This window comes from Chroogloeocystis siderophila 5.2 s.c.1 (assembly GCF_001904655.1).
GTDB lineage: Bacteria > Cyanobacteriota > Cyanobacteriia > Cyanobacteriales > Chroococcidiopsidaceae > Chroogloeocystis > Chroogloeocystis siderophila.
Genome location: NZ_MRCC01000002.1, coordinates 170,290 through 185,321, shown reverse-complemented (window position 1 = coordinate 185,321; position 15,032 = coordinate 170,290). Strand labels below are relative to the sequence as shown.

Sequence of the window (15,032 nt, the reverse complement as noted above, 5' to 3'; positions counted from 1 at the left end):
CCTTATCAGTGCCGATCACCGTGTTACCTGCGAATATAGTTAGGTTACTGTACTAGCAGTAGGAGTTGAATAGACTTCGTGCTGATACACAGTTATTTACCGCGTTAGTAGATCTTATTGTTTTTCTGAAAGAATGATGAAACGTTTCTATCGACTTGCAGTAGTTGCTTTCGTGTTCTTACTTCTTGTCAGCTTTCCTACGGATGCACGCGCAGCTAGTTCCTCGTCTATTTCACGTGGCGCGGCTACTGGAGAAGTTATCGGCAAAGATTACTCAGGGCAAAACTTGCAAACTGCTGAGTTTGCCAATGCAGATTTAGAAGCAGCCAATTTTAGTAATGCCGACTTGCGCGGTGTGGTATTTAATGGTGCAAAGTTGATGAACGCAAATTTGCATGGAGCCGATTTTACAAATGGTATTGCTTACATCGTTGACTTTACGGGGGCTGATTTAAGTGATGCTGTTATGGAAGAGGCGATGATGCTGCGTTCCATATTTAATGATGTTGAGATTACTGGTGCTGATTTTACAAATGCAGTTCTTGATAGAGCCGTGGTGAAAAAACTTTGCGCGCGAGCAAGTGGAGTTAATTCAAAAACAGGTGTAGCGACACGCGATTCGTTGGGTTGCTAAAAGTAAGGTGCGATCGCACCCCAACTCAAACGGAATGCGATCGCACCTGCTATACATAGATTTTTTATTCAAATATTAATATAAAAAGCCATAATCGATCAACTCAATCTATAACTCTATTAATTTTTATTTATCAAAATAACTCATTAATACATCGCATTTTTTCTATCTACTATTAAATAACTTCTTTAATACTGACTAATAAAGACCTGAACTTCTCTGTATCGACAACTCACGAAACATTCTTATATCTTTATATTGTTTATTACGTTCTTATTAAAAAATGCTTGATTAATTGTTAATATTTTTGAACTCATCAATACTAAAATTATGTAAAAAAAATTATTTTCTTTGATAAAAATAGGTCACATATTAAACTTAAAAAAATACAAGCTGCTTAAGTTATTTTAGAAACTGACTATTTCAATACAAAATAAACTTATTATGAAAACTATTCAAGCTGTTGCTCGATACTTGCCAGAAAAATGTGGAGGAATTCAAATTCGTCTTAGCGAACTATTACCAGTTCTCCAAGCATATGGGGTAGAAAGTAAAATAGCAGCGGCTCAAGATGGTAAGCATGAGAATACTTACATACATAATGGAATAGAAGTATATCGCTATCCTGTGTTTCCTCAACCAAAAGCAGAACCAAATCATGGAGAATTATTACATGGTAGATTTGAGTATTTTGAACGTTGGTTGAAAGAACAAAAAGCGGATATTTATCATCAGCATCAATGGACTCCAAAATGTGGTTTACCGCATCTACGCCTTGCTAAAGAATTAGGTATGGTAACAGTTGTTTCAATTCGTTTACCTAATCCTGTTTGTCAGCGAGAAACTCTAATGCTAAATGGGCAAGAAGTATGTGACGGAAAAATAGACGAAGTAAGATGTAGTCATTGTTGCGGCGTGCCTTCAGTAATATCAGATAGCGCAATTAAAAAGTTAGCCCATACGCCTTTAAGTATAAGTAATATAGCAAGTAAAATACTACATCAATTTAGAAAAGTACCTGCACCAATCAATAATGCTGCAACAGCTTTGCTAACTCCTGTATCGCTGCCAGCTTATATAGCTGCTCGAAGACAGGGTTTATTAGAAATGGCAAAATTTGCCGATTGCATAGTGACGTTGAGCGATCGACTTTATGAAACACTGCTACTTAACGACGTTCCTCAAGAGAAGTTGATCATTTGTAAAACAGGCGTACCTGATGTTTTTATTACATCAACTCAAAACGTAAAAAAAGTAGCAAATAAAGCTTTACGAGTTGTGTTTTTGGGACGCTGGAACCGCAACAAGGGAATTCATATTTTAGTAGAAGCAATCAAATCTCTACCGACTGAGTTACCAATTGAACTAACAATTTATGGTAGTGCAGTTGATGATGAAAAATATCGAGAAGATATTATACAAAGTATTAAAGATGAATCACGTATTTGTGTTGCGGAAACCTTAACACGCGAAGAGTTACCCTTTGTTTTAGCAACATATGATATTTTAGCTTTGCCTGCACAATGGTTTGATGTAAGACCGATGTCCATTTTAGAAGGCTATGCTGCGAAGCTACCTGTTTTGGGTTCGGATGTAGGGGGCGTTAATGAACTTATCAAACACAATATTGATGGTTTGTTACTACCTCCTACTGATGTTAAAGCTTGGGCTGAAGCTTTTAGGCAACTATCTACTAACCCAAATTTATTATCTAAACTTCGCCAAGGAATTCAACCTATTCGGACTATGAGTATGGAGGCTATAGACACAGTAAATTTGTATCAAAGTATTTTAGAGGAAAAAGCGTCACAAGCAAAAAGTAGCGTCAGTGATAGACTAAATTTTACACAAGTTGTTGGAACGATGTAGTTTCTAAGCAATTATTGAAGATAGCTGCGATACAGTAAAAAAAATAATTTACTACGTTAAAATATACGATTTATTAACTTTATTACGTTGAAAAGTATACTTATTCAATATTATTAAATTTGATTTACTACAAGTATGAATGCCGTAAAAGCCCTATCTACTTCACAGTGGTTTTGCTGGAAAGAAGCTGTAGTTATTACCTTAGTAGGATGGGTACCATTATCTCTAGGGAGATCTCTGCGTGGGCTAATATATCGTTCTATTTTTGCGCAGTTTGGAAACGCTGTACAAATCAAATCAGGAGTTGAATTAATTCATACGAGTGGTATCACTATTGGGAATAAAGTCAAAATTGACCGTGGTGTTTCTTTAAGAAATGAAGGGCAAAATAGTATTATTCGGTTGGGCAATTCTGTCAAACTGGATCTTGGCGTTATCATTAAAACTCATAGTAATAGTGAAATAGAAATTGGCGATTGTACATATATAGGTCCCTACACTTGTCTATCTGGAAAATACATCAAAATTGGGAAAGATTGCCGGATTGCTTCGCATTTGGGGATATATGCAAATAATCATACCTTCATCGATCCTAATCGCAAAATTAAAGAACAAGGTAGCACTTATAAGGGAATTGTCATTGAAGATGATTGTTGGTTAGCCAGTGGAGTCAGAATTGTAGATGGTGTAACGGTTGGTCAGGGTAGTGTTATTGGTGCAGGAGCAGTTGTAACTAAGGATGTTCCACCTTATTCGATTGCGGTGGGTGTACCTGCTAAGGTGATTAAAAGCCGAAAGCCAAGCGAACAAGCCATAACAAGTATCCCAGAAGATGTTGCTACAAACGATAATCCGTTGTCTGTATCGCTGAGCCGGAGTTTGGCTGAAGTAGAGAGAACTTCTCAACAGAAGTTGCAATATCCATCCCCTAAAGATAGTGCGATCGCTGTGACTCTACAAAACTTACTGTACAAGTTACTCGAATGCACTGGTAAAGCTATGAATGTCACCACAGTCACAGTTCTACTGCGAACCGAGGATCAGCAACATCTGGAAGTATGTGCCTCTGTTGGACTTGAAGATGAGATTGCAGCAGGAATTAAAATTCCGTTTGGGCGGGGTTTTGCTGGTCGCGTTGCAGTTAATTGCCAACCAATGATAGTAGAAGATATATCAACAATAGAGATTTTTAGTCCAATTCTCCGCAATAAGGGACTGCGATCAATACTTGGTGTTCCCTTGCAGATTAATGGACAAGTAGTTGGAGTATTTCATGTTGGTACGACTCTTCCGCGTCAATTCACTAGCGATGAAATTAAACTTATACGGCTTATGGCAAACTGTATCGCGTTTCTAGTTACTCGTGCTGAGATAACATTGGCTAATGTATCTCAAGCTTCAGAAGGATTATACTGGTGGTCTAATTTGGCTTGTTTATTAAATCCATTGTGGCAGCATCATTGCAATTCTTTTACACACGGTAAATATGCATAAATACGCCATGTATCGCTGTACCAAATGGGTATTTTTTTTATAATTATAAATGTTGAATTTTGAATTGAATAAGCTGAAATTTAAAACTCAACATTATAGATTCAATAATAGCGCTTCGGTTACACTCTGTTTGGTTACTGAGCTGCTCAGGCTTAAACTGCTTTAACTTATTAAAATTAGGTAAAAACTGTACTACATTCAACAGCTTTAGGGAGCTTTGCTGAAGAGAAATTCATAGTAAGAAGTCTAAGCGTTTGTTGCGAATACGAATCTAAAATTTTACACTATTTTTTCTTTGATATAAAAATATTTTTTTGCTTGCTTACTAAATTTAAGCGTAGTTAAAATTGGTTCTTTTACATTTGAAGTGACTATTTTTTAGTATAACAAAACTTACTAACAATTTTACATAAAACATGAACTTTGCCCTATCGACTTAATTTTTAACTTGAGGGCATAGTAGCAATATCCTGTTTCCTAAAGTCCTACTTTTTTTAGTAGGATTTTATTTATTTAAATGAATTTTGCAATTGTTTAGGAATTTGTTATGAGAATTGCTTTTATTGTTGGGATTTTTCCTCTTTTGTCCGAAACTTTTGTTTTGAATCAAATTACTGGTTTAATCGATCGAGGACATGAGGTAGATATCTATGCTCTACGACATCCACTCTCTAATTGCAAGATGCATCCCCATGTAGAAAAATATAATCTTCTCGCTCGTACCCACTATACTCCTGCTATACCAAGTAACGTGTTTTGGCGTTACTTGAAAGGTTTTGCGTTACTCTTTACCAATTTTCACAAAGCTCCTTTAATTTGTTTGCGATCGCTTAATTTTTTCAAATATGGTGGCGCCGCAACTTCCTTAAAAATTTTGTATACTGCAATACCGATGCTTGGGCAAAAACCGTATGACATTATTCACTGTCAGTTTGGCTGCTACGCACTTGAAATTTTAACGCTGCGTGACATTGGAGCGTTACAGGGAAAAATTGTCACATCTTTTCGCGGTTGGGATATTAGCCGCTATGTCAAGCAATATGGCGATCGCGTTTATGATCGCCTTTTGGCTACTGGAGACTTATTTCTTCCTGTTTGCGACTTTTTCCGTACTTGGCTGGTTAAACATGGTGGTGATAGCAAGAGAATTATTACACACAGATCGGGAATTGACTGCAATAAGTTCTTCTTTACACCTCGGTATCTAAATTCTGATGACTCGATTCAAATTGTCACTGTAGGTCGCTTAGTTGAAAAAAAAGGCATAAAGTATAGCATTGAAGCTGTTGCTCAATTATCTCAAACATACAAAAATATCCATTACTACATTATTGGCGATGGTGAATTAAAAGAAGAGTTGCAGCGCCTGATTCACGCTTTTGGTATCAGCCATATTGTTACTTTACTTGGTCGAAAAAATCAGCAGGAGATTATTGAGATACTTACTAATTCACACATTTTTGTTGCTCCTAGTGTAACAGCGCAAGATGGAAATCAAGAGGGTATACCCAACACTTTGAAAGAAGCAATGGCAATGGGTTTACCAGTAGTTGCAACTAGACATAGCGGTATTCCTGAGTTAATAGAAGATAGTGTTTCTGGGTTTTTGGTTCCTGAGCGTGATGCTGATGCGATCGCCCAAAAATTAAGTTATCTGATTAAACATCCAGAAACATGGGCAGATATCGGTTTAGCTGCTCGAAAATCTGTAGAAGCTCAATATGAAATACAAAAACTTAACAATGAGCTAGTTGACCTTTATCAAAAATTACTTGCAGATAAATCAGTTACTTATCTTCCTTCTGGTAAATCATATTATAAAGTAGCTTAATTTTTATCTATTTTAATAGATCTGTACTTATATATAATTTATATAGTTATATGTGAAATTCAATATTGTCTCCTCCTCTTAGATAAGCTTTGATAAAGTCAAAAGAATACAGCATAGCAATCATAGCAATCCTTCTTTGCTTCAAAATACAAACATTATGCTTTGCTTTTGGCAACTTAATTATCCGCTATATTTCTATAGTTTGTTAGACAATAATTTTGGCTGAAAAGTCATAAATTTTAATCTACTCAAGGACTTTGAATTATGGAAAAAAGTAAAAATGAAGCACCAAAAAAGACCATGATATTCATCGTTGGAACATCTCGTTCTGGCACAACTTTAATGAGGCAAATTCTTAGCAAACATTCAAACGTTTACATCTCTAAAGAAACTCATTATTTTGATGATTTACGTGTCAAAATGTCTGGACGAGAGCAAAAACCATTATCTTCTCAAGAGATACAAGTTACTGAAGATTACTTTCTTGCTCTAACCCATAAGGCATATGAAGCAAAAGGAGATCCGGAGCAAGGTTGGATGGATCGTATGAAGTTACGTTCTTTAGCTCAGCAAATAGGCTGTGGAACAGATTCGTATTTTGAGGCATATTGCCAGCTTTGCGCTCAGAACAAAAACAAAACTATATTTGGAGAAAAAACACCAAGACATATCTTTAAAATAGCTGAAATTTTAAACCGCTATCCTGATGCAAAAGTTATTTGTATGGTTCGTAACCCAGGAGGCGTCATTGCTTCCTATCGTGACTTTTGGAAGAGTCAATGGAGATCTGATAGTAGTAGCAAGTCACTTACAGAAAAACGAAGAATAAAGAACTCGTATAATTTGATAATTATTAGTTTAATTTGGAAAGCGGCTCTTAATGCAGCACTCAAGGCACGTGCTCAATTTGGGGAAAGCCGTGTTTACATTCAGCAATTTGAAAACTTAGTTACCTGTCCTGAGTCATCGCTTAAATCCTTAACAAACTGGCTATCTTTAGATTATGAACCCTCGATGCATACAGTTGGTTTAGTAAATAGCTCGTACTCAAACTCTTGGAGTAATGGTTCTGGTTTGTCTAGTGAACCAGCATATCGCTGGCAAGAAAAACTTAGTGATGCAGAAGTTGCAATTTTTCAATTTTGCTGTGGACAGCAGTTGCTAAAAGCAGGCTATACAAAACAGCCAGTTCGTCTTCCATTTCTTCTAATTCTTTGGCTATGGATAACTTTACCTTTTGCTGGATCACGAGCTTTATTAGCTAATACAAATAGAATTAATAATATACCTCAATATGTTTGGCGGCGATTACGTTTAGTGATTAGCTAAGGTTGACATAATTTGCTTCAGTTTAATTCGGAAAAACAAACCCCAGTTCAATATTGGGGTTAATTTGTTACGTTTTTAACCAAGAGTATACTTATCTACTAAACAGCTATAGTTTCTAAAGCTTTATCAGATGGTGTTTTGTGCTGGTTTGTTGTCTTTTTCAAAATTGCGATGTACTCGGTGTTCTCTGCATCGATTGTGCCTAAACTTAGCAGCCTAGTTATTGACTTAATTGACGACCATAAGAAACCTGTAACAAAATATGTTTTTCGGAGTCTCATTTGTTTGGGCGACTCATAAGGACTAAAATACTCAACGGAAAGCTCGTTGTCTTGAGCAAATTTCTTAATTGCTGCTGCCGAAATAGAAGATTTTAAGAAAGTGCGAAAAGGTGCTCTATCTTCGATACCTGCTAGTTGCTGACCAAAGATAAATCTATATGACCAGACATGAAACCAATGAGGCGTATACTTTGTAATGATTCCCTTTAATGAGAATACATTAGGAGAAGCAATAATAATTATTCCATCCTCTTTGAGAGCTTTTTGGCAGTTTAATAAAGCTTTTTCTGGTTGTGGTAGATGCTCTAAAATCCACCAGCATACAATTAAATCAAAACTAGATTCAGGGAAGTTATAACTTTGTATATCACCTTGTATTTTTTCATTGAGAGTGTTGTTTCTTTGAAGTTGCTTCTCTGAAATATCAATACCGACCATATTCTTGTTTTGCGCAATATGAAGGCGACTACAAGAGCCACAGCCTACTTCTAACACCTTTAAATAACTTTTATTTGCTAGTTCCTTGTCAAGAATTCTCTGTGCTTTGCTGATCTCATTTTGTAATATTTTGGCAGAACTTTTCATATTTTTCTTCCTACAAACTACTTTGATATAATTCCAAAAATAGGGCTTTTGTAACAAAAATTTTAACTAGAAATTGGTAATACCAATCTCTTTTCCTGTTTCAGTAAAGGTTCCCGAAAGACAGTACCAAGAAAAATTAAACCAGGAGCTACGAGATAGGCAGTCATGTTGAGGCTATCAACAAACGTATTGCAAAATATAATTAGAAGAATCTGAAGGGCACTTTTAGCCGTTTGGCTTTCTTGGGAACGAACAACTAAGCTTATAAAGCTACATGATAAAGACACGCCAAGAGCTAAAACACCAACAATCCCATTAATAAATAGTAAACCAGTCCAATTATTATGAGTGCCAATATTAACATCTACAATTCTACTAGGACCTGAATCGGTAACACCATGACCAGTAATTGGGGCTTCTGCCCAACGTCGGATAGCAATTCTGTCTAAAGCTTCGCGATCGCTGTTAGAATTGGCACGTAAACTCCGCATCCAATCTTTAAATGATGCGATCGCATTAATTAAACTTGGTGCTAATAATCCAGTAACTAAACTGGAAAAACCAGCTGTTAGCCAAAGAAATGGGCGCTGAAAACTAGACAAAATCTGAGTAGCGATCCAAGCTGTAGGTAAAGCTAACATATTGACTCTAGAACCAGAAAACCAGCACATTAAAATTGAGGTAACAATTCCAATCCATCGCAGTCGTCGATTTTTTTCTAAAAGACATAAAGGTAAAAATACATTGCCAACAAACCCAACAACAGTAGCCCATGGGGCAAATAAAGGAAGGCGAAGCCAACCATTTTCAATGGTATAAAAAGTTACGAAAAAACCTAACCTTGCTCCACCAAAAAAGTTGAGGGGAGCAGTATAAGAAATATTGAGACTAACTAATGATGCTACATAGCAAAAAGTAAGATAAATGAGGGATTGAAGACATAATAGACAAACTGCACGGCACACTAACTTTGGTCTAATACTTAGGCAACCAATGAGAGGAAATATGGCTAGAAGTGCCCATCCTTTAGCCCAACCGAACGTAGCTTTTATGAGACTTGCTCTTCCCAAATTGAAATCGGCATGACCAAAAATAGTGGCAAATTCTATCGCTGCCATTGCAATAATCCATACCCAAACTTCCCAAGGGATAGCGATCTTACCAGTTTCAAATGCGTTGTCTTTTTGCAGCCACGCCTTTTTAATCAGATAACAAGCGAGTATCCAAGCGATCGCGGGTGGAACGTAGTAAAGTAAGCCAGTAAAATAGAACCCGTAAGTACCCAGAATAGAATACCAAATGACTTTCTCTTCAAAATTACAAGGTTTCATTGGTACAAGTTATTGTGTGAAATCATTTACAAAACTTACTTTCGTGTCACCTCACTTACCTGGAAAATGACGTCGCAAGTAAGCGATCGCACTTAAACTGATTTACCCTTTGCCAGCTGGGTACAGCAATTAAGCAGGCTCAACTTGTCTAGGAAGTCTTGATGGGGACTGACTTAGCCCGAAGAGTATGAGTCCAGTAGTCAAAAATAGAGAAGCAAAGCTAGCACCTGCAAAAACATAGAATGATTTAGGCGAACTCGGCGATGTTGGTAAGCTTGGTTCTTCGATTAATTGAATCTGAGGATAAGAACCAAAGACATCAGAACTGCGAAGATCGAGTTGAGTAATTGTTGAGGAGAAGATTGCTTCTGCAATTTGTACATCTCGCCGGAGGTTGTTTTCTACAATTTGTTGCTGCGTCAAAGCTTTGAGCCGATTCTCAAGTATTCCCATTTGTCTATCCAATTCGAGTGCTTGCGACTGTAGTCCTTGTTTATCTGCTTGCACTGAAACTAACGTATGTAGCAACTGCTGTCGCGATGGGCTGTTATTGAGGTTAAGTTGCTCTAAGTATTCTACCGTTACGGGTTTATTAAGCAATGCCTGACTGCGTGCTAACATTGCTGTCTGAGAAGCTGCTTGTTTCTCTTGCTCGTTAATCACTGACGGATTATTGGGTGTCAATCGCGAGTTTAAATCGACTAAAGTAGCACTAGACTTCCCGTTGTCACTTAAAATTTGTTGAAAGTAGGGATCAGTTTGCAGGTTAAAAGCCTCTGCCGCTTGTTGCGGTGATAGCTCTAAAGTCGTTGACAGTTGCTGCAAACGAGCGTCTGACAATTGATGTTGCGCGATTATTTGAACTTGCTCTTTGCGCAATGCTTCAATATTAGAAGAAAGCTGGGCAATTTGATTGTCAGAGTTTAATTCCGAACGAGCTTGGAAAGTAGAAAGGCGTTGCTGAGCTTCTTTTAGCTTTTGCCCTGCCGTAGAAAGGGCAGATTGTAGCCTAACATCTTTTTGAGCCGCTTCTTGAGTTCTGAGTTCGTTGAGTCTTTCCTCTAAAGCTTCATGCAGAGCTAAAGATTTTAGCTGTGCTTCATTGGGGGTGGTTCCCTCAAATTCAAACTGGAGAAGCATTGTATCATCCATAAGCTTGATTCGAGGTTCGCCAAAGTCATCTACATCCATATTCAGCTTGCTAGCTGCAACTTGTAGTACAGGCTGGGTTGTAGCGATATATTGATAGTTGGCGCGGGGATCGTCATATTTACTACTGTATGGCGACTGAGCAGATGAAGAAGCGGTTCCAATCCCAGGTAAGTTAACATTAGCTTGCTCACCGCCTTTAGGCAAGGCAACTGTCCAAGAACTCGTGTATGTGCGTGGTGCAGTTTGCAAATAAAAAAAAGCGATGCCCCAAATAGTCGCATTGACTATACCCAAACCTAGATAATTCAAAGCCTTCCAATTTAATTTTGTAGGCACAAAACGAGGAATTCTTAAAGTTTCTGTCATCTTGGTTGATCTTGATTAACAAGTAGTGAACAAAAGTAGGTTTAGCTTGCTCATTGTGGAACGATCTTTGCTTTGTCATGCTGAGTGCAGCAACGTTTCACTTAACATGAATTTATGCTTGATGTAAGGTTCTATATGGTGTTTTTAGCCGACTAACGCAGAAGCTGTTTTCAACATTGATTTACCTTCACAATATTCAGGAATTGCAGCACCCATAAGGTTAAGGATTGTCGGTGCTAAATCGAGTGCATGACCTACTGGTAAACTAGAACCAGGAACAATATCTGGACCTTTTGCTAAGAAAAAGCCTCTAGAACGATGGCTACCTGTGCGGAAATAGGGAACGGGACCAATCCTTCCAAAAGAAGGGCTATCAACTACATCAGTTGCGTGTTCTTCTTGCCAAATCACGACTAAATCAGCATCAGGTAACTTAGGATCTTTATCAGTGGCATCTTGACGCGTACGAATTACCTGTTTGACCATTGGCTTACCCGTGCGCGCATCGATGAGCCGATACAGATGTTGGCTCAGTTCATCGCATACTGCTTCATATTCGGCGGTTGTAACAATTCCTGCGGGTTCTCTTCCTTGTAGATTAATCCGAATGTACCCTTCAGAAAAGCTTGGTAGTGCAAACGCTTTCATTTGCGACCACAAAGGTTTATACCAAAGTGCGGGTTGATAGTACAGAGGCTCAGATTGCTGCTGCAATTGAAATGGAGAAACTAAATCTGGTTGTTGGAAGTTAAGATATGGCTCTAAGCGACCAAAGATTTTACCTGGAGTATTTTTCCGCAAGAAGCTTCGCAGTGGGTTGCGATCGCATTTTAGACTCCAAAGTGCTCCGAGAGAACCTCGCTTAGCTCGTCCTGTTATTAATGGTGGTGTAAGAGGTGTTCCTAATTCGCCTGCAGCTATTCCTATCCGACCTGGAAAGTTAATTCGATACAGTAGTTCTGGTAGAAACACCATACTGGGAAGATCCATGACATTGCTACCCATGCCATGTCCAGAAAACACCAAGACATAAGCATTCTCCGGTACTTGTGCTACGATTTCGCCGATCGCTTGATCCACAGCTTTGAAAACTGCGAGTAGAGGATCGTCAGTCGTATCGGCTAGTAATGAGTACAAGGGATGATCGGGTTGACTGAGATGCCAGAAATAATGTGCTGCTGAATGCGTTTCACCAAAGGCTGTTAAAAATAAGTCCCATGATTCTCGTTGAAGTAGATCTTGACAAATAGCAGCGCGACGAGAGATTCCTGTTATCAGCCCTTGACTGAGGCGGTGCAAAGCAGAAATATCTAAACAGCTAGCAAAATCTTTGTGTAAGGTGGGATGTTTACCATGTTGACGTTCTAGCTCGTGCAACAGTTGTGGAGGTTGTGATTCGGTCGCTGCTAAGGGAGAGTGCGCTCCCCAAGCATGAACCTGTATCCCGTTGACTTGTTCGCTGGGTCGGGAGTGCGGTACGTCAAAAATTGCAACTCGGTAATCTTCGTTGAGCGCATAAAACGGAGGATATTCCGTAAAATCATAAGCGCCAATTTCTGTAATGTCATAGCTGCCTTGACGCAATTTTACAGGTGCCCAATAACCTGTTTTCTGCGGAGAACAACCTGTCAAAAAAGTTGTCCAGGGCGTCTCGGCTCTGTAGTGGTCAAAATTGCGTAAATGGGTATAAGTTCCCTGCTGGCGAAGGCGACAAAGATTTTTGAGATGACCTTGAGACATCCATGCCTCAATGAGTGAATTATCTGCTGCATCCAAGCCAATAGCAATTACAGGAGTCTTCATAAAGCTTTTGTTTGAATAGACAAAAATGGAGAGTAGGACTTGTCTAAGACTTCACAAACTGACACAACTTACGGACTGTTTTGATGGGTTATCTAGTTGCGATCGCTGTTTGTGCCAATATTAGAATTGCAATCATCACGTTTAAGCTATGCAAAATAGAATGTAGTAATTTAATTTGATGTGCTGTTACTTCAATGTGGTGATTCAGAGTGAAAATAAAGATTGCTATCTCAAAAATGAGAATTATTGCAACTATGCATATGATCCTAAAAAGACTCATATGTTTCAATACAGATAAGTTCAGGAACTAGGTAAATATTTCAGGGTTTACCTTTGAACTTAAAAGACGCGTTGTATAAATTATGATATTATCACAAATAAATCAAGTCGTTATTGATACTATTTTTGAAGCTTTTTAGTTAAAATTAATCAAGTTTTGTTTTACTAAAGTCGTACTGAAGCTGATGGTAATTCCACAGTTTACCTCGTTTTTCTAAAAGTTCTTGATAGCCTCCTTGTTCCACAATTCTACCTTGTTCAAGCACTACTACAGAATCAGCTTTGACAATAGTAGAAAGACGATGTGCGATCGCAATCACAGTACGTCCAAGTGAAAGCTTTTCTAACGATTCTTGAATTAATCTTTCGGAAACTGAATCTAACGCACTCGTTGCTTCATCGAGAATAAGGATTTCTGGATTACGCAACAAAGCACGCGCGATCGCAATTCGTTGGCGCTGACCTCCAGACAGTAACACTCCGCGATCTCCTAGCCTCGTATCTAAGCCGTCAGGGAGCTTGAGAATAAATTCCAAAGCATTCGCATGTCGTGCCGCCTCCCAAACAGCTGCTTCATCGACATTCTCTGTACCATACGTAATATTTTCCCGTACAGAAGTATTAAAAATGAATGTATCCTGGCTCACGATTGCCATTTTGCGTCGTAGCGAATTCATTTTAAATTTCTGCAACTCAACGCCGTCAATTAAAATCTTGCCGTAAATTGGATCGTAAAAGCGCGGAATCAAGTCTGCCAGCGTACTTTTACCTGCACCAGAAGCACCAACTAACGCAGTCGTCTGTCCCTTTTTGATTGTTAGTGTAATATTTTGCAACACTAAGTTTTGAGGATTATAACCGAAATCCACTGCTTTAAAATCGATAGCTTTTTTAAGTCCATTAAACTGAATATGACCATCTTGTAAATAAGTTTTATCATCAGTTCTTAGAAGTTCTTTAATATTTGCCAATGAACCCTGAAAACTTGTAAATCTTGACCAAGCCCCGTTTAAATGTGCAACGACGGGTGCTAAACGTAATAATATAAAAACAAAGGTTAATATTGAGGCAAGCTGAAAATCTCGATCCGAAAAAGAAAGTGTAACTGCGACAGCTAAAATAATTAATAAGACAGTTGTAGAAACTCCTTCTGTTAGAGGCTGTACTACTGAAGCAGCTACTTTTGCTTTAGAATTTGCGTTAAATAATTCATCAAGAGCAGTATAAAAGCGCTTGCGTTCATACTCAAGTGATGAAAATGCTTTTACAGTACGTATACCACTGATAAACTCTGTTGAAATTGATGTAAATTTTTGCGATGCTTGGACATTTTCAAAACTAGCTTGCCTTACCTGTCTTCGTAGTGTCGCTAAACCTGTAGCTAATAAAATAAACATTAAAAGTGAAATAATAGTTAGCTGCCAAGACAACCAAAACATCGATGCTACATATACTACTAAGGTGAATCCTTTAGCGATAAAAATAGAGGCAACATTACACGCTAAACGAATTTGATTGACTTCATTGTGAAGGCTATTTAGTAGCTCGCCAAGGCGCTTTTTAGCAAAAAAGCTTAGACTCAGGCTGTGTAGCTGTTCAAATAATTGTTTGCGTAAGCGATATGTCAAATTAATTTCAGAAAGGCTAGTATAATAGTTTCCCAAATAAATGAAACTAGAACGTAGCCACACAGCCAGAAAAATCAAAGCAGTCACTCGGTAAAGCCTATTCAATGGTGATAAAGTTCCACTTAAAAATAAAGTGTCTACCCAGCGAATTTTTGTTTGAATATTGGCAAGATTATCTGGCTCGGCAAAGTTCGATAGAAACAGCGAGATTAGACCAATTGTAACTCCTTCAAAGACTGCTGCAAGTAAAGAAAATGCAATGGCAGCGATCGCAACGAGGCGGAAGTGTTTAAACTGACGGAGAATAAGGTGGTTATTTCTCCAGAATCTCGTAGCTTTCAGTAGCCTGTAACTCAATAATGTTGGTTTGAGGCGCACAGCTTTATTCAAGGATTTCTCTCAGAGTTTGTAAAAATCTATACAAGCTAATCAACGTTAATTAGCTATTAA

Annotated in this window: 10 protein-coding genes and 1 pseudogene; 6 read left to right on the top strand and 5 right to left on the bottom strand. The window is 38.1% G+C overall.

The annotated features are described in order from the left end of the window. Positions 1 to 136: 136 nt before the first annotated feature. The 6 genes and pseudogenes from NIES1031_RS02675 (at position 137) to NIES1031_RS02655 (ending at position 7,157) form a co-directional block, all read left to right on the top strand. On the top strand, positions 137 to 634 hold the full coding sequence (locus tag NIES1031_RS02675) for a pentapeptide repeat-containing protein (RefSeq protein WP_073547976.1): 498 nt from the start codon (positions 137 to 139) through the stop codon (positions 632 to 634). A gap of 444 nt (positions 635 to 1,078) precedes the next feature. Further along, positions 1,079 to 2,503, top strand: a complete 1,425-nt coding sequence (locus tag NIES1031_RS02670) for a glycosyltransferase (RefSeq protein ID WP_073547975.1) — start codon at positions 1,079 to 1,081, stop codon at positions 2,501 to 2,503. A gap of 135 nt (positions 2,504 to 2,638) precedes the next feature. Then, a pseudogene (locus NIES1031_RS26280) lies at positions 2,639 to 3,292 on the top strand (acyltransferase); the annotation flags it as partial. Then, the gene (locus NIES1031_RS26275) at positions 3,266 to 3,997 is read left to right on the top strand and encodes a GAF domain-containing protein (protein ID WP_407919478.1); all 732 of its coding nucleotides are present in this window, start codon (positions 3,266 to 3,268) and stop codon (positions 3,995 to 3,997) included. The pseudogene NIES1031_RS26280 and the gene NIES1031_RS26275, both read left to right, overlap by 27 nt. 547 nt (positions 3,998 to 4,544) lie before the next feature. Further along, positions 4,545 to 5,828 (top strand): glycosyltransferase, encoded by a 1,284-nt coding sequence (locus NIES1031_RS02660; protein WP_073547973.1) that lies wholly within the window; start codon positions 4,545 to 4,547, stop codon positions 5,826 to 5,828. A gap of 264 nt (positions 5,829 to 6,092) precedes the next feature. After that, positions 6,093 to 7,157 carry a sulfotransferase family protein gene (locus NIES1031_RS02655; RefSeq protein ID WP_073547972.1) on the top strand — a complete coding sequence of 355 codons (1,065 nt, stop codon included), beginning with the start codon at positions 6,093 to 6,095 and terminating at the stop codon, positions 7,155 to 7,157. A gap of 98 nt (positions 7,158 to 7,255) precedes the next feature. Here NIES1031_RS02655 and NIES1031_RS02650 read toward each other — a convergent pair whose 3' ends face one another. The 5 genes from NIES1031_RS02650 to hepA form a co-directional block, all read right to left on the bottom strand. Then, positions 7,256 to 8,023 carry a class I SAM-dependent methyltransferase gene (locus NIES1031_RS02650; protein ID WP_073547971.1) on the bottom strand — a complete coding sequence of 256 codons (768 nt, stop codon included), beginning with the start codon at positions 8,021 to 8,023 and terminating at the stop codon, positions 7,256 to 7,258. A 62-nt stretch (positions 8,024 to 8,085) separates the two neighbouring features. After that, positions 8,086 to 9,354 carry an O-antigen ligase family protein gene (locus tag NIES1031_RS02645; RefSeq protein ID WP_073547970.1) on the bottom strand — a complete coding sequence of 423 codons (1,269 nt, stop codon included), beginning with the start codon at positions 9,352 to 9,354 and terminating at the stop codon, positions 8,086 to 8,088. A gap of 129 nt (positions 9,355 to 9,483) precedes the next feature. Further along, positions 9,484 to 10,872 (bottom strand): GumC family protein, encoded by a 1,389-nt coding sequence (locus NIES1031_RS02640; RefSeq protein WP_073547969.1) that lies wholly within the window; start codon positions 10,870 to 10,872, stop codon positions 9,484 to 9,486. A gap of 144 nt (positions 10,873 to 11,016) precedes the next feature. After that, the gene (locus NIES1031_RS02635) at positions 11,017 to 12,675 is read right to left on the bottom strand and encodes an alkaline phosphatase family protein (protein ID WP_073547968.1); all 1,659 of its coding nucleotides are present in this window, start codon (positions 12,673 to 12,675) and stop codon (positions 11,017 to 11,019) included. 425 nt (positions 12,676 to 13,100) lie between these two features. Next, the gene (gene hepA / locus NIES1031_RS02630; protein WP_236738696.1) at positions 13,101 to 14,972 is read right to left on the bottom strand and encodes a heterocyst formation ABC transporter subunit HepA; all 1,872 of its coding nucleotides are present in this window, start codon (positions 14,970 to 14,972) and stop codon (positions 13,101 to 13,103) included. Positions 14,973 to 15,032 lie beyond the last annotated feature (60 nt).